The sequence below is a fragment of the Myxococcales bacterium genome (assembly GCA_022184915.1).
Taxonomy (GTDB): Bacteria; Myxococcota_A; Polyangia; order Fen-1088; family Fen-1088; genus JAGTJU01.
In genome coordinates this window covers 213,366-232,730 of sequence record JAGTJU010000003.1, presented here as the reverse complement: position 1 = coordinate 232,730, position 19,365 = coordinate 213,366, and the positions used below count along the sequence as shown (strand labels likewise).

The following is a 19,365-nucleotide window of genomic DNA, read 5'->3' as shown; positions in this document are numbered from 1 at the left end:
TTGCGCCGCCGCGCGAATTTCGCCCCTCAGGGGGTCAGCAGGACCTTGATGGCGTTGTCGCGCCGTTCGCGAAAGATCTCGTAGCCGTACACCGCTTGTCGCAACGGCAAAACGTGGCTGATGATCGCGCGGGGTCTGAAGATGCCCGCTAGAACTTTTGGCAACAACGTCTCCATGTGCACCCGGGCGTTCGCCCTCCCCACCTTCAAGGTCAAGTTGAGGTCGTAGGCGGTCTGGATCGGCAACGAGAAGGTATCGGCGGTGTGGTACCCGGCGATGGACACGATGGCGCCTGGGCGCATCAGCGACAGCGCGCGGGTGAGGGCGCCTTCGGTGCCCACCGCCTCGATCACCGCATCGGCGCCGCGGCCGTGGGTGTGGTCGTCGCACAGGGCCCGCGCCTGTTCGGGCGGGCAGGGCAGGGCCCCCAGCGCGGCGGCTTTGTCGCGCCGGTAGGCGCAGGGGTCGACCGCCACCACGCACGCGGGCTGAAAGAGCTCGGCGGCCTGAATGGCCAAAAGCCCCACGGGGCCACAGCCCACCACGGCCACCACATCGCCCGGCACGATGCAGGCCGCGTCCGCCGCGCCGTAAGCGGTGGAGAGAATGTCGCCGAGAAAAAGCGCGTCTTGGTCCTCGAAGGGCGCCCCGGCATGATCGCGATCGGGCAGCGCCAGCAGCGACGTGTCGGCGAAGGGCACGCGCACGAACTCGGCCTGGGCGCCTTCGAGGCCTCGCCCCTCGGAGGTGACGAAACCAAAACCGGCCGAGCGCTCACAGCGGGCGGGCAGACGCCGCTGGCAAAAAAAGCACTGGCCGCAGTTCACCGTGAAGGGCGCCACCACGCGATCGCCCGGGCGAAACCGGGCGACCTGGGATCCCACCTCGGTCACCACCCCCACGAACTCGTGTCCCATGATGGTGCCCATGCGACAGCCCCGATCGCGGCCGGCCACGATGTGCAGGTCCGAACCGCAAATTCCGGCCAAGGTCACCTTCACCACGGCGTCGCTGGCCGCCACCGTGTGCGGTTCGGGGCACTGCCGCACCTCGACCTCGCCCTCGGCTGACATGACCACCGCGTCCATGTGGAAGGTTTCCCCCAAGACGCGCGACTGGGCAAGGCCGTTCCTGGGTCTCACGCGCGCCCGGCTGCTATACGTGGGCGCATGTCGAACGGTCACGGCGCCCCTGCCCCCGACGTCTTGCCGCGTATCGAGGCCTTGCTCGCGCGCTACGACGTGTTTTTTCTCGACGCCTACGGCGTGCTGGTGAACTCGAACGGCGCCCTGCCCGGGGCCGCCACGTTTCTCGAATCCCTCGCAGAGCGGGGCAAGCCTTACTGGCTGCTCTCGAACGATGCGTCTCGCTCGATCGACACCACCTGGAAACGCTACACCGGCTTCGGCCTTCCCGTGGCGCGGGAGCGGATCATCACGTCAGGCAGCTTGCTCGGCCGCACGTTCCAGCGCGAGGGGCTCGTGGGACAACGTTGCATCGTGCTCGGCACAGACGACTCACGCGCCTACGTGGAAGCTGCTGGGGGGATCGTGGCACCCCCCGACGATCGATCGGCCACCGTGTGCGTGCTGGCGGACGATTATGGCTATCCCTTTTTGGAGACGATGAACGAGGTGATCACCGTGTTGCTCCATCGCCTGGAGCACGGGCAGACCACCCGCCTCTTGCTGCCCAACCCGGATCTGGTGTTCCCCCGCACGGGCGGCTTTGGTCTTACCGCCGGCGCCATTGCCGCCGCCGTGGAGGCGGTGTTGCGTTTGCGCGATCCCAGCGGCTCTCAACGCTTCGTGCCGCTCGGCAAGCCTTATCTGCCGATCTTCGAGGCGGGCCTCGAAAAGGTGGGCGGCGCCGTGCCGAAGGCGCGCATCCTCATGCTGGGCGATCAGCTGGCCACCGACATTCTGGGAGCCACCCGGGCTGGGATCGCTTCGGCGCTGCTCTTGACGGGGGTCTCCCGGCTTGCCGAGCTGGCACACGCCGAAGCACAGCCCACGCATGTGGTGGAGCGGCTTTGAAGCTCGGGGCCCGCTCGCGTCTGCCCTCAACCTCGCCTCAGACTTTTTTGCGGCCGTAGGTCTTGAACTTTTCGAGCACCCGGTCCATCTCGTCGTCCGGCAGCAGCACCGGCTCTCCCATCTGCAGCACGCGTACGTACTGCTCGGCCAGGTCCTCCACGGTCACGGCCAGGTTGAACGCCGCCTGTAGATGCGCGCCCAGCGCCACGATGCCGTGGTTGCCGATGAGGCAGGCCGTGCGCCCTGCGAGCGCGCGGAGGATCGCGTCCGACAGCTCCTGGGTGCCAAAGGTGGCGTAGTCGGCGCAGCGCAGATCGTGGCCACCGGCGGCCGCCACCATGTAGTGAAACGCCGGGATCGCGCGCCGCCCGCAGGCCAGTGCCGTGGCAAACGGCGGGTGCGCGTGCACCACCGCCTGCGCATCGGGACGGGCCCGGTAGATGTCGCGGTGAAAGCGCCATTCGCTGCTCGGGCGGGGAAACGCGTCTTCGTCGGGCGTGTCCTCGAGCGCGAGCCACAGAAGGCTTTGGGGGGTGAGCGCCTCGTAGGGAACGCCCGAGGGCGTGATCCAGTAGCCGTCGCGCCCCTCGTGGGTGGCGCGGGCGCTGACGTTGCCGCTCGTGCCGCGGGAGAGGCCCGACGGGGTCAGCTTCAGGCAAACGGAGACGATTTCGTTTCGAAGTTCGGCGTGTTCCATGGGAGTTTTTTCGTCGTCAGGGAATGCGGCGTCCCTCGGCGGCTTGCCACACGGCGTACCAATCGCGCCGGTCGAGCTTGAGGGCGGCAGCGCCCGCCAGATCGCGGATGCGCTCGGCCTTGTTGGTGCCGATCACGGGCACGGCGCCCGCGGGGTGGCTCATGACCCACGCATGCACCAGTGCCGAGACGGAGGCGCCGGCATAGGTCTCTGACAAAGCGGCGCAGACCTCGCGCACGCGCAGAGCCGCAGATTCGTCGGTGAAGAGCCGCCCGCCGCCGAGCGGCGACCAGGCCATGGGCCTGATGCCCCGCTGCTGGCACTGGTCGAGGGTGCCGTCGTAAAGCGCATCCATGCGAAAGGGGTTGAACTCGATCTGGTGCGTAACCAGCGGCAAAGCGAGCCGGGACTGCAGGAGGTCGAATTGTGACGTCGTGTAGTTGGAGACCCCCACGTGTTTGACCTTGCCCGCCGCCACCACCTTTTCGAGCCCCCGCGCGGTGTCCTCCGCGGCCGTGAACCAATCGGGGCGATGCACGAGCACGAGCTCGAGGCTCTCGACGCCGAGCAGCCGCAGCGACTTGTCCACGCTCTTTTCGATGCGCTCGGCCGAGGCATTGTAAAATGCGGTTTTCCGCTCTGGGTGGCGCTCGTTCGGCACGTAGATGCCAAACTTGGTGACGATCTGGAATCTGCTTTTGAGCTGCGGCACCAGCTTGAGCGCCTCGCCGAGGCGTTCCTCCACCGTGTAGCCGCCGTAGACCTCGGCGGTGTCGAGGGTGGTCATGCCAACCTCGGCGCACAGGGCCAGGCGCGCGGCGATGGCCTGCGGTGTGGCCAGCGCGGGCTCGGCGAGCAAGCGCCAGGTGCCGTAGACGATGCGTGACACGGTGGGGCCGCCCGGGGCCAGGGTGACGTGAGGGATCATCTGTGCATGCTGCCCGATCGGGGAGGGGCCGCGCAACGCCCGTCGGCGCGCGCTTCTTCAGCGGGGAAAGGGTGTGCCGAAGAACGCGTAAACATCCTCGAGCTCCTCCGTCCGCGGGCACTCGGGCGGCAAACTGCCCAGCAGCGTGGCCCCGTAGCTCTTGCGGGTGATGCGGCCGTCGAGGATGGCCACCACGCCCCGATCGGCGCCCGTGCGAATGAGGCGTCCAAAGCCCTGGCGCAAGGAGAGCGCAGCGCGCGGCAGCTGGTACGACGCGAAGGGATCGCCGTGTTCCTCGCGGATCCGTTCGATGCGTGCGGCCGTGAGCGGGTCGTCGGGCACGGCGAAGGGCAGCCTATCGATCACCACGAGCGACAGCGCCTCGCCCGGCACGTCCACGCCTTCCCAGAACCCCTGGGTGGCCAGCAGCACGGAGCCCACGTTCGTTCTTAGCGCGTCGAGCAGGGCGTGCCGGGGGCGCTCCCCCTGCACCAGCAGGGGAAACCCTCCGTGCGCGCGAAAGAGAGCCTCGGTGGCGCGCAAGCTGCGAAAGCTGGTGAAGAGCAGCAAGGCCCGCCCGCGCGCGGCCTCGCAGAGCGCCAACATACGTTCGGCTGCGGCCTGCGTGTAGCTCGCGGCGATCGGGTCCGGCAGATCGGCAGGCAGGTAGACGAGCGCCTGTTCGTGGTAGCGGAACGGCGACGGGAACATGGCTTCATCGGCTGTGTCGGACAGGCCGAGCCGCCGCTGCACGTACGTGAAGTCCTGGCCGACGGAGAGGGTGGCGGACGTGAACACGAGAGGGCCCGGGTGGCTGTCGAAAAAGCGGCTCAACACGGGCGCCACGTCGATGGGCGAGGCCCGCAGCGCCACATTGCGGGACGAAGCGGTGACCCACCGGATGCGATCCTTGGCCTGCGTGTCCACCAGCGCGCTCAGCTCGTCGCGGGCGCTCACGGCCCGGCGCGAAAGCCCGCCGAGTGCGGCGGCCACGTCGGCGCTGGGCGGGCGGGAGATGCCGTCGGCTTCCGGCACACCGTATTCGGACACCCGGGTCAGGAGCGCGGCGGCTTCTTCGAGCACGGTGTCGAGAGCCAGGTACCGTCCATAGGGACCCGCCTCGTCACGGGCGGAAAAGAGATCGTCGGGCAAGGGCACCCGCACCTCGTCGCCGCCGGTCTTCGGCGCGGGCAGGCGGCGCCGCATCGCCGTGGCGAAATCGTCGGCGCCCATCGCCAGGTGATGCGCCAAGCGGGCCAGCCGGTCGGCAGCGGCCGCGGGGGCCTTGGCCCGCCCGAGATCGCGGGCCAGGGCTGCGAGGCGCGATGTGGACACGTGCAAGCCGAAGAACTCCGTGGCCACCTCCTCGATCTGGTGAGCTTCATCGAAGATCACGGCCTCGTAGGGCGGCAGCACTTGGGCATCCGGCCAGCGGCTGCGCAGCGCCAGGTCGGCGAAGAACAGGTGATGGTTGGTGAGCACGATCTGTGCCCCCGTGGCGCGATCGCGCATGCGGGTGACGAAGCAGGAATCGTAGTAGCGGCAGCGCGAGCCCAGCCGCGTTTCGGGGGTCGCGGTCACCTCCCGCCAGATCGGGGCGTCATCCGCCACGCCGTCGAGGTCGGCGCGATCGCCGGTCTCGGTCTCGGTGATGAAGGTGCCAAGCCTCGCCACCAGGGGGTCCACGGTGCCCGGCAGCAGGGCCTGCCGTTCATGGTCGTAAAAGCGCCGCAGGCACACGTAATTCGAAAGCCCCTTCATCACGGCAAACGAAAACCGATCGGGCAGCGTGCGCGCCAGGCGCGGCAGATCGATGCGGGCGATCTGGTCTTGCAGCGTCTTGGTTCCGGTGGCGATCACCACCTTGCGGCCCGAGAGGATCGCGGGCACCAGATAAGCCAGGGTCTTGCCCGTGCCCGTACCGGCTTCGCACAGCAAACGTTCGTCGAACTCGAGCGCGTGAGCCACCCTGCGGGCCATCGCCACCTGGCCAGGGCGGGGTTCGTAACCCGGCAACTCGTCGGCCAAGGGGCCGCTCGGACCCAGGGTGAAGGCCGCCACATCCGCTAGCATGCGCGCCGGCCACGTTAGCAGCAGGCCGCATCTGCCGCACGAACCGCTTGCGGCACCGAACGTTACGCCTTCGGGGGGCGGCTGGCTTTTTCCACGTGCCCGGAGGTGCCAAAGCGGCGTCGCAGCTCGCTAAACACATCGTCGATCGGCACGCCGGCCGCTTCCAGCCCCACCATCACGTGAAAGATGAGGTCAGCGGCTTCGTGGGCCGTATGCGCGCGGTCGTCCGTGGGCAAAGACTCGGCCAGCTCACCCGCTTCTTCGTAAATCTTCTCGATGATCTTCGGCAAGCCCTTCGTGAGCAGCGATGCCACGTAGGATTTTTCGGCGGTGGCCGCCCGGCGGGCGCGAATCACGTCGGCCACGCGCGCAAGCACCGCCGCGGGGGCTTCGACTGTCTCCGACGTGTCGACCAGACCCTCGTCTCGCGCCGTGCGGAAAAAGCACGAGGGCGCGCCCGTGTGGCACGAAGGGCCCTCGGGGGACACCACGTACAACACGGCGTCGCCGTCGCAGTCGAGGCGGATCTCGCGTACCGGCAGGCCGTTGCCCGAGGTCAGCCCCTTTTCCCAGAGCTCTTGCCGCGAGCGGCTGAAGAAGGTGGCGCGCCCCGTCCGCGCCGTGTGGCGCAGGGCTTCTGCGTTTGCGTAGGCCTGCATGCAGACAAGGCCCGTCGTGCCGTCCTGGGCGGTGACCACCACCAATCCCTGTGCGTCGAAGCGCACGGCGTTCACCAGGGCGTCAGCGCCCGGGGGCGAGAGCAGGGGAGGGGTCTTCGAGGGCAAGCGGGTCATGACGGCCCGTGGTTTCCCTGAAATGCACGCCGGGCGCAACCCTGGCGCCCGATTTTTCGACCTCGTCGCCGCGGCGGGGGCACGGCCCGCAGGCCCTTGATTTGACAACCGGGGGCATGGGTATACATTTGTCCTACATATCCGTACTTTTGCTTACTCATCTGCCTGCCGCCAGGAGGACCTCATGACCCAGCTCGACCGCCGCTTCGACCCGCGCATCCCGTTCGAGACGTACCTCACCGCGTACATGGAAGACCGGCCGGTGCGGGGCTTCACCGTGAACATCAGCGAGACGGGGCTTTACCTCAACACGCTGCCCGACAGCCTCGCCCGCCCCACGATGGTCATGGGCCTCGAGCTCAGTCTGCCAGGGGTTCCCGAGACGATCTGGGCCGCAGGAACCCTCTGCTACGGCACGGAAGACGCCTATTTCCTCGGGCAGGGCGTGAGGTTCACGGCGATGGCCCAGCGGCACGCCGAGCTCGTGCGCCGTTTCTGCTACCGCCTGCGCCGCGAGACGCTGAGAGACAGCCAGACCGACTTTTCGGCGTGAATCCCCTGGGGGCCCCTCGCAGCGGTTCACCCGCTTGGGTAACGTAGGGGCGAAAGCGGCAAGCCCCATGAAAATCCCCGAGATCCTCCTCATCCGCAGCCAACACAAACCCGGCAGCTTGTCGCGCATCCTGGGCGTCATCGGCGAGGCGGGTTTGGTGGTGGAAGGCCTCCGTCAGGTGCGGCGGGACTATATGTCCACCACCTGGGAGATCACGATCGAGCCCGACGACCCGCGCGAGACGGACGAGGTGCTCGCCGCGATCGATGCGCTGCCGAACGCCAAGGTCCTGGGGCGCTCCGACCGCGTTTTCGATCGCCACCGGGGCGGCAAAATCGAAATGAAGTCCCGCATGGCGATCAGCAGCCTCGAACGCCTGCGCGATCTCTACACGCCCGGTGTGGCGCGCGTGTGTCTGGCGATCCACGAGGATCCGGCGCTGGCGCGCGCGTACACGGGCCTTGCCAACAGCGTGGCGGTGGTCACGAACGGCACCGCCATCCTGGGCTTGGGTGACATCGGGCCCGTGGCCGGCATGCCCGTCATGGAGGGCAAAGCCGCTCTGTTTGCCGAGCTGGCGGGCATCTCGGCGGTGCCCATCCTGATCAACGAAAAAGATCCGAAGAAGCTCGTGGAGATCATTGCGGCCATAGCGCCCTCGTTCGGCGCCATCCAGCTCGAGGACATCCGGGCCCCTGAATGCTTCGAGGTCGAGGAGGCGCTCATCGAACGGTTGGATCGCCCGGTGATGCACGATGACCAGCACGGCACGGCGATCGTGGTGCTGGCGGCCTTGCTCGGCGCCACCCGGCGCGCGGGCATTGCGCTCAGCGAAAGCGTGGTGGGGCAGATCGGGCTCGGCGCGGCGGGGCTCGGCATTTGCGACTTGCTGATCAAGTACGGCGTGAAGGGCATGCTGGGTTCGGACCTCAACGAGGCCGCGAAGCAGCGCCTCGCGACCATGGGCGGGCGGCCCACGGATCTTGCGGGCGTCATGGCCGGTGCGGACGTCGTGGTGGCGACCACGGGGGTCAAGGGCCTCATCAAGCCCAGCATGGTGCGCCCCGGCCAGGTGATCTTGGCGCTCTCGAACCCCGAGCCCGAGATCGAACCGGAAAAAGCCTTGGCGGCCGGAGCCCGCTTTGCCACCGACGGCAAGGTGGTGAACAACGTGCTCGGCTTCCCGGGCGTCTTCCGCGGGGCGCTCGACGCCAACGCTCGTCGCATCACGGACGCCATGCTGATTGCAGCGGCCGAGACCTTGGCCAACTTGTCCCAGGGCGACGCCCTCGTGCCCGATCCGCTGGATCGGGAGGTGCACAAGCACGTGGCCTCAGCCGTCAAGGAATCCGCGTTGGGGCTCGTGCTGGGTGATGCGGGCATTTGACGGGGCGCCGGGCCCTGGCGTGCTTGACGCCCGCGCCGCCCCCGCCTAAACCGACCGGACATGTCTGTCGCTGGCCCCGCCCCCGCGCCGCTTTACCCCGTGTTTTTGAAACTGGGTGGGCGGCGGGTCCTGGTCGTGGGGGCCGGCCCTGTGGCCGCGCAAAAGTATGCGGCCATCAGGGAAGCGGGCGCCGTGGTGCGCGTGGTGGCGCCCGAGATCAGCGAGGCCTTTCGCGCGGTGGGTCTCGACGGTGCCGAGCTGCGTCTGCGGCCCTTCGAGCCTGCCGATCTCGACGGGGTGTACTACGTGGTCGCGGCCGCACCGCCCGAAGTCAACCGCAGCGTGACGGACGCGGCCGAGGCCCGGTGTCTGTTCGTGAACGCCGTGGACGATCTGGCCTCGGCCACCGCCTTTGCCGCGGCCCTGATGCGCCGGGGTGAGGCCACCATCGCGTTTTCCACGGGAGGCGCGGCTCCCGCGCTCGCGGGCCTGCTGCGCGAAGGGCTCGAGGCCCTGGTGCCGGACGATCTCGGCGCCTGGGTGCAAGAGGCCAAGCGGCAGCGGCCCGTGTGGCGGCAAGAGGGGCTGCCGCTCGATCAGCGCCGCCCCCGCTTGTTGCAAGCCCTGAACGCGCTTTACGAGGCGCGGGCGGCGGCCGCCGCCGATGAGGACACCCCGTGAGCGTGGGGCGGGTCACCCTGGTGGGGGCGGGCCCGGGCGATCCCGAATTGCTCACCGTGCGTGCCGTCAAGCGGCTCGCCGAAGCCGATTTGGTGCTTTACGATGCGCTGTCGTCGCCCGAGGCGCGGCAGCTGGCGCCGGAGGCACGCTGGTTCTTCGTGGGCAAACGGGCGGGGCGGCATTCCATGGGCCAGGACACCATCAACCGCCTGATCGTGCGTGAGGCCCAGCGGGGACGTCACGTGGTGCGCCTCAAAAGCGGCGATCCCTTCGTGCTCGGGCGTGGGGGTGAAGAGGTGCTGGCGCTCATCGCGGCGGGTATTCCCTTCGAGGTGGTGCCCGGTGTGACAAGCGCGATCGCGGCGCCGGAGCTTGCCGGCATCCCCGTGACGCACAGGGGCCTCGCCCCGGGCTTCGTCGTGGTTTCAGGCCACGCCGAAGCGGCCTACGCGGGCATCCTGGATAGCTTGGCTCCCGAGGCGGCCACCGTGATCGTGCTCATGGGCCTTGCCGCCCGGGCCGAGATCACGCGGCGACTGCTGGCCCGGGGGTGGCCGGCGCACACCCCGGCCGCGGTGCTCGTGGGGGCTACGACGCCCGCGGCTTGGCGGTGGACGGGCCCGCTCGTCTCGCTGCCCGCGGTGGAGCTGCCCGAGCCCCCTCCGGCGCCGCCTGGGTACGGCTTGCTGCCGCGGGCGCCAGGGATTCTCGTGATAGGCCCCGTCGTGGGGCTCGCCGAAACCTTTGCGCCGTCCTCACCTGTGACCGATTGACCTGGAGATCGCCATGCCGCTCTGCCCGACCTCGCTTGCCGAGCTGACCATCGAAGACGAACGCGCCTTTTCGACTTTGCCCGTGTACCAGCGCCTCAAGGCGGCGCTCCTTGCCAGCGGCTACCCCTTCCTCGTGCCCACCTACGACACCCACGTGTCGTGGGACCGGGCGGCGTTTTTGAACCTCACCTTCTGGGCTGGGCCTGCGGGCGCCGACGTGCTGGTGGAAAAACACATCTCGGCCGACGTCGTCGCCCACGTGGCCTGGCACCAGGTGGCGGCGCACCAGCTCGCGCGGCATGCGGCGGGAGAACCCGCTTCGGCCGAGGCCATGTTCTTCGGCGAAGCGATCGCGTCGGCGTTCGATCTCTACCTCGTGGGCAAGCTGCTGCGCACGGCGCCCGGCTGCGACTTCATCACCACGCAGGTGCCCATCATGACCGAAGCCGCGGCCGAGGCAGGTCTTCCCGAAGATGGCTTTACCCGTATGCTCGAAAGCGTCGTGGGTGATCCCGAAGCTGCATTCGAGGATCTGCGCACCTTGCTCTTCGACGTCACGCGGGCGCTGCACGCCACCACGGGAGCCGCGGCTGCGCAAGAGGTGTTGGAAGCCCACGAAGGACATCGCTTCGCGGCTTTGCTCCATCACTACCAGCTGTCGAACTGGGTGCTTTACGGGCGCGCCTATGGCCAGGCAGCGCCGAAGACGGGCGAGGCCATCGCCCACGTGGACGCGCAGCTACGAGCCGCCTCGTCGTCCCTCCTCTGGCTCGAGGACAACTGGCTACCGGTGGCTTAAGTCCGTAAGCTGCCTGAGGTTGTCCCCGTCGCCTCATCGTCTCCGCTCCTGGTCCCTCGGGCGCCCGCGCGTCGTCTTCGGCTTGGCGTGCGGCACGTTCTTGGGCAGCCTGCTGCCAAGCCCGCCCGCGCGGGCCGAAACGCCGGTGCTCGATCGGGACGCCGTGGAGCGGCTCGTGGCCACCTCGCCCGCGGCCTTCGTCATCGAGACGGCCGTGGGCGAAGCCCGGGCCGCGCGCATAGGCCAGGGGCTCTGGCTCACCCAGAACCCCGAACTCGAAGGCTACTTCGGCCCCCGCGACCTCGGGGGCGCGGGGCAGGGCACCGACGTGGGCCTTGCGCTCTCTGTGCCGGTCAGCGTCTCGTTTGCCCGCAGCCGGCGGGTGCGCCTCGCAGAGGCGGGCGTGCGCCTGGCCGAGGCCCAGGCCGCCGAGGCCCTGTGGCAGTACCGCTACGGCACGCTCGACGTGTGGTTGCAGGCCGAGGCGGCCGTGGCCCGGATCGCGCTCGCGCAGACCCGGCTTGCGCTCGACGCACGCCTGTTGGAGGTGGCCGAGGTGCGCCGCCGGGCCGGGGTGGTGGGCGAAGCCGAAGTGGCCCTGGCCCGGGCCGTGGTGGCCGAAGCCCGCGCCGCCCTGGGCCTGGCCGAAGCGGCCTTGGCGTCCCAGCGGGGCGCGCTGCTCGGCCGCCTGGGACGTCCCACGCTCGACGTGGCGTTTTCGGGCACGTTACCCCTGCCGGATGCACCCCCGCTGCCCGTGCTGCTCGCGCCCCTGTCCCGCCGCCCCGACGTGGTGCGCCTGCAGGTGGCGCAAGACGTGCTGCAGGCCGAGCAGGCGCTGCAGTCCCAGCTGGCCATTCCCGTGCCCCGCGTGTTCGCAGAGGCTGCCCAGGAAGCCAACGATCGTTTTACCCACGTGGGGCTCACGCTGCCCTTGCCCTTCCAGCGCAACCAAACCGCCCGCGCGCTCGTGGCCGCGCGGCTCGCCACGGGCGCGGCCGAGCAGGGGGCGCTGCACGCCGAAGCCGAAGCGAGCGTGCGGGGCGCCCACGCGCGCTGGCAAGCGTCCAAGGCCGCGTACGATGATCTTGCGGGCGCGCGCGAGGATCTCGAGCGAGGCCGTTGCCCTCACCACCCGTGCCTACGAACTCGGGCAAGCGCCCCTGGCGGAGGTGTTGCTCGCGCGGCGGGAGGGGAGCGCCGTCCGCGAGGCCACGCTTTTGGCCCTCACCGAAGCCGCCCGCGCCCGCCTCGCGCTCGAACAGGCCGCCTATCCCGCGGCCGCAGGAGCTCCATGATCGTTCACCGTCACCACGTCCTCGGGCTCGCCGTCCTGCTCATGCTGGCATGCCGCGAGCCGCCGCCCGCTCCGGCGCCCCCCCCGCCCGCCTCCGAGCCCACCGCCGTCACCCTCAGCGCAAAGGCCGCGCAGAACGCAGGCATCGAGGTCACCGCTTTGGCCCCGCAGGCGTTCTCCCCGCGGCTCGCGCTGGCGGCCACCGTGGTGGGAGACCCCCGTTTCATCGCGCAGGTGGGCGCGCGCGTGCCCGGGCGCGTGGTGGCGATTCGGGTGGCGCTCGGCGACGAGGTTCGCAAGGGCCAGCCCCTGCTCGACATCGAGAGCATCGACATCCACGAAGCCACCCTCAAGTACCTCACGGCCACGGCGCGGCTCGGGGCCGCCGAAGACGCGCTCGCGCGGCAGCGCTTGCTCGTCGACGAAGGCGTGGGGCCCGAAGCCGAGCTGCGCCGCGCCCAGGCCGATTTCGCCGCGGTCAAAGCGGCGGTCGACGAAGCCGAGGAGCACCTGCGTTTTTTGGGCTTGAGCCCAAAGTCCGTCCGTGACCTCGTGGACCACGAAGCCAGCGCCGCGCACGCCGGTACGGTTCGTGCCCCGATCAGCGGCCGTGTCACCCAGCTCGACGTCTCCGTGGGGCAAGTGCTCACCGGAAGCGAGGCGGTCCTCACCGTCGCGGACACGAAGCGGATCTGGGCGAGCCTGCGCGCCTACGAGCGGGACCTGCGCTTCATCGACAAAGGTCACAAGGTCGAGGTGCAGGTGGCCAGCCAGCCCGGCCGCACCTACGAGGGCCGCATCGACTTCGTCAGCGATCTGGTGGATCCGCTGACCCGCACCACCGAGGTCCGCGTGCCGCTCGACAACGCCGAGGGGCGTCTGCGCCCCGGCACCTCGGCCACCGCCTGGGTGGCCCTGCCCACGGATCCCGAGGCCCTGTGGGTGCCCGAAGCCGCCGTTCAAGTCGTCATGGGCCGTGCCTCCGTCTTCCTGCGCACGAAGAGCGGCACCTACGAGCCCCGGGCCGTCGAAGCCTCCCCCCCGCAAGGAGGGTTCCGACGCCTGCTGTCCGGTGTGAAGCCTGGTGACCTGGTGGTGACGGCCGGCGCGTTTGCGCTGCGGGGTGAGCTCGAACGTGCCCTGATCATGGACGAAGGATGAGCGACCCCCGTCTGTCCACGCGGGTGCTGAACGCCCTCGTGGCTTTCAGCATTCGCCGGCGCTTCGTCATCTTGGCCTTCACGGCGGTGTTCGTGGCCCTGGGCCTGCGGGCCTTCTCCCGCTTACCGATCGACGCCGTGCCCGATCTCACCAACGTGCAGGTCCAGGTGCTCACGAGCGCCCCGTCGCTCGCGCCGCTCGACGTCGAGCGCCTGGTCACCGTGCCCGTGGAGCAGGCGCTCACGGGCATGCCGCGGGTGCAGGAGATTCGCAGCCTTTCTCGCTTCGGCACCTCGGCCGTCACGGTGGTGTTCGACGACGACACCGATCCCTTCTTCGCCCGTCAGCTCGTGAGCGAGAGGCTGCCGCGCATGCGGGACAACGTGCCCTCGGCCTACGGCACGCCCGAGCTCGGCCCCATGACCACCGGGCTCGGCGAGATCTATCAGTTCGAGCTGCGCGGCACGGGCACCTCGGCGATGGAGCTGCGTGCCCTGCTCGACTGGACGATCGCGCCCCGTTTGCGCATGGTTCCTGGCGTGGTGGAGGTGAACACCTCCGGGGGCGAGCTCAAGACCTACGAGGTGTCCGTGGATCCCGATCGCCTGGTGGTCTTCGGCGTGTCTCTGCAGGATCTCCTCTCGGCGCTCACGCGCAACAACCGCAGCGTGGGGGGCGGGGCCATCCTGCGCGGGCCCGAAGGGCTGCTCGTCCGGGGCGATGCGCTCGTCCAATCCACCCAGGAGATGGGGCGCATCCTCGTGGCCCACCGCAAAGGTATCCCTGTCACCGTCGACCAGCTGGGCACCGTGCGCCTCGCGCCCATGTTGAGGCAGGGCGCCACCACACGGGATGCGCGGGGCGAGATCGTGGCGGGAACCGCCATGATGCTCCAGGGAGAAAACTCACGCGTGGTGGCGCGGGCCGTGGCGGCCGAGGTCGCGCGGATAAACCAGACCCTGCCCGCAGGCATTCGCCTCGAGGCCTTCTACGATCGCACGGCGCTCGTCAACCAGACCATCCGCACGGTGGCCCGCAACCTCATCGAAGGGGGCCTGCTCGTGGTGGCGCTGCTCTTCATCATGCTGCGGAACCTGCGCGCGGGCCTCATCGCGGCCGCCATGATCCCGCTGTCGATGTTGGCCGCGTTCATCGGCATGCGGCAGATGGGCCTCTCGGGCAATCTCATGTCCCTGGGCGCCATCGACTTTGGTCTGGTGGTGGATGGCGGGATCATCCTGCTCGAAAACGCCGTGCTGCACCTGTCCGAGGCCACCCAGCGCCTCGGCCGCAGCTTGACGCGCGCCGAACGTGACGAGATCGTGCAGCAAGCCGCCGTCGAGGTGCGCTCGGCCACGCTCTTCGGTGAGCTCATCATCGCGCTCGTGTACGTGCCCATCCTCGCGCTCGAGGGTGTGGAGGGCAAGCTCTTCGCGCCCATGGCGCTCACCGTGCTTTTCGCCCTGGCGGGGGCGTTCGTGCTCTCGCTCACCTTCGTGCCGGCGCTTGCCGCTTTGCTGCTGGGGCGACACGAACACGACAAGCCGAGCCCCGTCGTGGAGGCGGCACGCAAGCTCTACGCCCCCGCGCTCACGCGCACGCTCGACCACCCCGTACGGGTGGGGGGCGTGGCGGCGGCCGCTCTCGTCGTGGGGGTCTTCGTCGCGCGAGGTCTCGGCACCGAATTCGTGCCGACGCTCGACGAAGGCGCGCTCGTCATCGAGGTCAACCGCCTGCCGTCCACCTCGCTCGAGGAGTCGATCCGCCAGGGCCTGCTCATCGAGGCCGCCCTGGCCACGTTCCCCGAGGTGCAGACCGTGGTCACTAAGACCGGGCGGCCCGAGATCGCCAACGATCCGATGGGCGTCGAACAATCCGATGTGTTCGTGATGTTGAGGCCGCGCGACGAATGGCCCCGCGCCCGCTCCCGCGAAGATCTCGTGACGGAGGTCGAAGCGGCTCTCCGCGAGGCGGCCCCCGGCGCCGCCATGGGATTTTCGCAGCCCATCGAGATGCGCACGAACGAGCTCATCTCGGGGGTGCGCTCGGACTTCGCGGTCAAGCTCTACGGCGAAGACCTGAGTGTCCTCGGCCGCTTCGGTGCCCAGATCGGCCGCCTCCTCTCCGGGCTCGAAGGCGCGGCCGACGTGCGGGTGGATCGGGTGGCCGGTCTGCCCGCGCTCGAGGTCACGGTGGATCGCGAAGCCATCGCCCGCCGCGGGGTCGACGCCGATGACGTGATGGCCGCCGTGCAAATCGTCGGCGGCACAACGGTGGGCTTCGTGCTCGAAGGGCGCCGGCGCTTCGCCTTGCGGGTACGGCTCGCGCCCGAGGCCCGCAACGACCTCGACGCCCTTCGCCGCCTGCCCATCCGCACCCCCGGGGGAGGCTTTGCTCTGCTCGAGGAGCTGGCCAGCGTGGAAATCACCGACGAGCCCCTGCTGGTCAACCGAGAAGGCAACCAGCGCCGCCTCGTCGTCCAGGCCAACGTGCGGGGCCGCGACCTCGGGGGCTTCGCCGACGAAGCGCAGGCCCAGCTGGCCGCGTCCCTCTCGCTGCCGCCCGGTTATCACATCGAGCTCGGCGGCCAATTCGATAACTTGCGGCGTGCGAAGGCCCGACTGGCCATCGTGGTTCCCCTGGCGCTCGTGCTCATCTTTGGCCTGCTTTACGCCACCTTCGGCGCCGTGCGGCCCGCGGCGCTCATCTTCATCAACGTGCCCTTCGCGGCGGTGGGGGGGATCTTCGCGCTGGCCCTCGTGGGCCTGCCGTTCTCGATTTCGGCCGGGGTGGGTTTCATCGCGCTCTTCGGCGTGGCGGTGCTCAACGGCCTGGTGCTCGTGTCGCAGATACGCCACCAAAGCGACACGGGGCACGACCCTCACACCGCAGCCCGCGAGGGTGCCCTGCGCCGCCTGCGGCCCGTGCTCACCACGGCCCTCGTGGCTTCGCTTGGCTTTTTGCCCATGGCGGTTGCCTCGGGCGCCGGCGCCGAAGTGCAACGCCCCCTGGCCACCGTGGTCATCGGAGGCCTGGTCACGTCCACGCTGCTTACGCTCTTGGTGCTGCCCACCCTGCACGTGCGCTTCGGAGCCGCCCGCCGCCGACCGGAGGGCGCCGCGGGCGGTGCCTAGACAGGGCCGAGCGCCTCGTCCCAGACCGCCACCTGCGGGGCCTGCCCAGCGCCCAGCACCCCGCGGAACATGCCCGGCGTGGTGAGGTGCATGCCCCAGCGCCCATCGGCGGCCAGCACCAGGGCGCCCCCGCGGCCGCCCAGCGTCTGCACGTCGGCCAGCCCCGCACGGAGCGCCTCGCCCACGTCCCGTCCCGCCGCCACGTCCCTCGCCACCCGGAACGCAAACACGCTGCGCAGGAAGAACTCGCCTTGCCCCGTGGCCGATACGGCGCAGGTCTCGTCGGCGTAGGTGCCCGCCCCGAGGATCGGAGAGTCGCCCACGCGCCCCGGCCGTTTGCCCAGGATGCCTCCTGTCGACGTGGCGGCCGCCAGATGGCCCTGGGCATCGAGGGCCACGGCGCCCACCGTCCCGTGGCGTGGGGCCGCGGCGGCGTAAGCTGGCTGAAAGTAGCTCCGCGGCGCGAACGGCACCTGGTGCTCCCGCAAAAACGACTCGGCACCTGCCCCCACGAGCAACACGTGAGGCGTGTGCTCGAGGACCCTGCGCGCCCCCACGATGGCGTTCCGCACGCCCGCCACGCTGGCCACGGCGCCGCCCGCGCGGCTCACGCCGTCCATGATCGCCGCGTCCAGCGTCACGTCGCCCGCCGCGTCCTCGCAGGCGCCCTTGCCCGCGCTGAAGAGGCCGCTGTCTTCCAGCACCACCACGGCGGTCTGCACCGCATCGAGCGCGCGGCCGCCTCGCTCCAGCACCGCGAACCCCGCCCGCAGGGCCGCCGCCAACGCGGGCCGCGCCTCGTCGGCACGGGCGGTGGCGGGGTCGAGGTTGCCGGCACCACCGTGGATCAAAAGGCGAGGGGCCATCGCTGTCGTCACGCGCAGAGCTTACGGCAGCCCGGTGTGCGGCGCCTCGGTTGCCTGTGCCCGCGTCGCCGTCGTCAACCCGGGCCGATGCGTCCCAGAATCTCCACGGCCACATCGGGCAAGAGCTCGTCGTAGGACAGCACGGTGACCGAAGGAAACTCGGTGTAAAGCAGACTGAACGTTTGCCGTCGCACGCGTCCCGAGGTCAGCACCAAAGGGCGCTCCACGGCGCCGAACGCGCGCCGCGCGCCTGCGATCACGTCGCGCGCCAGGGCGGGCGCCAGACCCGAACGGCCCTCGGCTTCCCGCAGCGTCTCTTCGACCACGGGGTCGAGCGCGAAGGCCGCCATATGGCCGTCACCGTTCGTGTGGGCCCGGCTGATCGCCCGCCTGAGCGCCACGCGGCTCGTCTCGGCAAGCGCGTCGGGGCGCCGCTCGTCGGGCGTTTGGGCGCGGGCCACCACCTCCAAAACCGCGCGCAAGTGCCGCAGCGATAGCTTCTCCTCCGCGAGCCGCCGTAGCACCTCCGCCAACGTGGCCAGCGAGATCGCCTTCGGCACCGTTTCGGCCACGAGTGCGCCGTGATCCTTTTCCAGTGTCGCCAGCAACGCCTGCGCTTCGTCGAGCCCTACCAGCTCGTGTCCGTGCTCCTCCAGCACCGCGCGCACGTGCTCCGCAACCACGGTCTCTGCCGGCCAGCACACGGTGCCCTGGGCGGCGAGGTCGGCTTCGAGCGCCGCCGGGATCCAGCACGCCGAACGCCCGTCCGGAAGGCGAGCCGGCACGGCAGGCACCCCCCGGGGCGTGAGCCGGTTGGCCTCGGTGAGCGCCAGCAGGCTGTCCACGGGGCAGGTGCCCTGGGCCACCGCCACGTCGTGCAGCGCCACCACGAAATCCCGCGGCGCCAAGCTGTCGTCCGTGTGCAGCGCCACCGAAGAGACGCGGATACCCCGCGTGTGCGCGAACGCCTCGGTGCACGCGGACAGCTCGTCGCCCAGCCCCACGAGCTCGTCCGCAAGCTCCGCGCCCATCTTCACCGAGACCGCCGCGGGCAGCGTCAGGTCCGGACGTTGCCGCGCCCGGGGCGTGGGCGGCACGACGGGCGGCTCGGCCCGCATCAGCCGCTGGGCCACAAAGCCCAATCCCCCCGCCAGCACCAGGAACGGCACTGCGGGCAGGCCCGGGATGAGCGCCATCACCGCCAAAAGCCCTGCTGCGAACCCGAGCGCCTTCGGCTGCGCGCGGATCTGCCGCCCGATCTCGCTGCCGAGCGCCGTGGCCTGGTCCTCCGACGAAACCCGCGTCACCAACACGCCCGCAGCGGTGGACAGGATCAGGGCGGGGATCTGCGCCACCAGTCCTTCCCCGATCGTCAAGATCGTATAGGCGCGCGCCGCCGCCCCGAACGACATCTGCCGCTGGAACACGCCGATCACCATCCCGCCCACCAGGTTCACGGCCAGGATCAGCACCCCCGCCAGAGCATCGCCCTTCACGAACTTCATGGCGCCGTCCATCGCCCCGAAGAACTGCGACTCGCGGTGCAGGCGTGTGCGCCGCCGCTCGGCCTCGTCTCGATCGATGTGCCCCGCCCGCAAAGCCGCGTCGATCGCGAGTTGTTTGCCCGGCATCGCGTCCAGCGTGAACCGGGCGCCCACTTCCGCCACACGTTCAGCGCCCTTGGCCACCACCACGAACTGCACCAGCGTGAGGATGAGGAACACCACCACCCCCACGACCAGATTGCCCGCGACCACGAAGCGCCCAAACGCCTCGATGACCTCGCCCGCGTCCGCGTGCACCAGGATGAGGCGCGTGGCCGACACCTCGATCGCCACACGGAACAGGGTCGTGAGCAACAGCAAGGTGGGGAAGGTGGCGATCTTGAGCGCCTCGCCCACGTAGAGGGACACCAGCAGCAACGTCACCGCCGCGGCGATGTTGGCCGTGATCAGCACGTCCAGGAGCGCCGTGGGCAGCGGCACGATCATCATGCCCACCGTGGCCACCACCACCACGGCCAGGGCCACGTCGGCGCCGCGCCCCCACCGCGCACCCGCCCCGTCGCGCCCCGGGGCGCCGAATCCAACGCCCCACGAGGTGGCCTTCGACATCGCCGCGGATGATCCTGCCCAAACGAACGTAAGGTCAAGAGCGGGAGCAGGAAATGCCGGGGTCTGCGGGGG

The 19,365-nt window shown here is 69.9% G+C and carries 15 protein-coding genes; 8 read left to right on the top strand and 7 right to left on the bottom strand.

Features of this window, described 5'->3' with window-relative positions; genetic code table 11:
- Positions 1-26: 26 nt before the first annotated feature.
- Positions 27-1,142, bottom strand: a complete 1,116-nt coding sequence (locus tag KA712_12435; GenBank protein ID MCG5053762.1) for an alcohol dehydrogenase catalytic domain-containing protein — start codon at positions 1,140-1,142, stop codon at positions 27-29.
- Positions 1,143-1,169: 27 nt separating this feature from the next.
- Here KA712_12435 and KA712_12430 point away from each other — a divergent pair, with 27 nt between their 5' ends.
- Positions 1,170-2,036, top strand: a complete 867-nt coding sequence (locus KA712_12430; protein ID MCG5053761.1) for an HAD hydrolase-like protein — start codon at positions 1,170-1,172, stop codon at positions 2,034-2,036.
- A 37-nt stretch (positions 2,037-2,073) separates the two neighbouring features.
- Here the strand turns inward: KA712_12430 and KA712_12425 are convergent, their stop codons facing one another.
- The 4 genes from KA712_12425 to KA712_12410 all read right to left on the bottom strand — a co-directional run bounded on the left by KA712_12425 (position 2,074) and on the right by KA712_12410 (position 6,528).
- Complete coding sequence (locus KA712_12425) at positions 2,074-2,733, bottom strand: class II aldolase/adducin family protein (protein MCG5053760.1); 660 nt, start codon at positions 2,731-2,733, stop codon at positions 2,074-2,076.
- 16 nt (positions 2,734-2,749) lie between these two features.
- Entirely contained in the window at positions 2,750-3,661 is a 912-nt protein-coding gene (locus KA712_12420) for an aldo/keto reductase (protein ID MCG5053759.1), read from the bottom strand.
- A 57-nt stretch (positions 3,662-3,718) separates the two neighbouring features.
- The gene (locus tag KA712_12415; protein ID MCG5053758.1) at positions 3,719-5,734 is read right to left on the bottom strand and encodes an ATP-dependent DNA helicase; all 2,016 of its coding nucleotides are present in this window, start codon (positions 5,732-5,734) and stop codon (positions 3,719-3,721) included.
- A gap of 62 nt (positions 5,735-5,796) precedes the next feature.
- Entirely contained in the window at positions 5,797-6,528 is a 732-nt protein-coding gene (locus KA712_12410; protein ID MCG5053757.1) for a bifunctional phosphoribosyl-AMP cyclohydrolase/phosphoribosyl-ATP diphosphatase HisIE, read from the bottom strand.
- A 184-nt stretch (positions 6,529-6,712) separates the two neighbouring features.
- On the opposite strand from KA712_12410, the gene KA712_12405 reads away from it, so the two are divergent.
- The 7 genes from KA712_12405 to KA712_12375 all read left to right on the top strand — a co-directional run bounded on the left by KA712_12405 (position 6,713) and on the right by KA712_12375 (position 16,313).
- Positions 6,713-7,081, top strand: a complete 369-nt coding sequence (locus tag KA712_12405; protein ID MCG5053756.1) for a PilZ domain-containing protein — start codon at positions 6,713-6,715, stop codon at positions 7,079-7,081.
- A gap of 67 nt (positions 7,082-7,148) precedes the next feature.
- Positions 7,149-8,468 (top strand): NAD-dependent malic enzyme, encoded by a 1,320-nt coding sequence (locus KA712_12400; GenBank protein MCG5053755.1) that lies wholly within the window; start codon positions 7,149-7,151, stop codon positions 8,466-8,468.
- Positions 8,469-8,528: 60 nt separating this feature from the next.
- Positions 8,529-9,149, top strand: a complete 621-nt coding sequence (locus KA712_12395; protein ID MCG5053754.1) for a bifunctional precorrin-2 dehydrogenase/sirohydrochlorin ferrochelatase — start codon at positions 8,529-8,531, stop codon at positions 9,147-9,149.
- Entirely contained in the window at positions 9,146-9,922 is a 777-nt protein-coding gene (cobA, locus tag KA712_12390; protein MCG5053753.1) for a uroporphyrinogen-III C-methyltransferase, read from the top strand. The genes KA712_12395 and cobA overlap by 4 nt, the downstream gene beginning before the upstream one ends.
- Positions 9,923-9,935: 13 nt before the next feature.
- Positions 9,936-10,721, top strand: a complete 786-nt coding sequence (locus KA712_12385; protein ID MCG5053752.1) for a hypothetical protein — start codon at positions 9,936-9,938, stop codon at positions 10,719-10,721.
- 19 nt (positions 10,722-10,740) lie between these two features.
- A complete protein-coding gene (locus KA712_12380; GenBank protein MCG5053751.1) occupies positions 10,741-13,179 on the top strand; it encodes an efflux RND transporter periplasmic adaptor subunit in 2,439 nt (812 codons plus the stop codon).
- 23 nt (positions 13,180-13,202) lie between these two features.
- The gene (locus tag KA712_12375) at positions 13,203-16,313 is read left to right on the top strand and encodes a CusA/CzcA family heavy metal efflux RND transporter (GenBank protein MCG5053750.1); all 3,111 of its coding nucleotides are present in this window, start codon (positions 13,203-13,205) and stop codon (positions 16,311-16,313) included.
- Here the strand turns inward: KA712_12375 and KA712_12370 are convergent.
- Positions 16,310-17,191 (bottom strand): isoaspartyl peptidase/L-asparaginase, encoded by an 882-nt coding sequence (locus KA712_12370; protein MCG5053749.1) that lies wholly within the window; start codon positions 17,189-17,191, stop codon positions 16,310-16,312. The two genes, KA712_12375 and KA712_12370, sit on opposite strands and share 4 nt — an antisense overlap.
- A gap of 62 nt (positions 17,192-17,253) precedes the next feature.
- Positions 17,254-19,293, bottom strand: coding sequence for a flagellar biosynthesis protein FlhA (locus KA712_12365; protein ID MCG5053748.1), 2,040 nt, complete (start codon positions 19,291-19,293; stop codon positions 17,254-17,256).
- Positions 19,294-19,365: the final 72 nt, after the last annotated feature.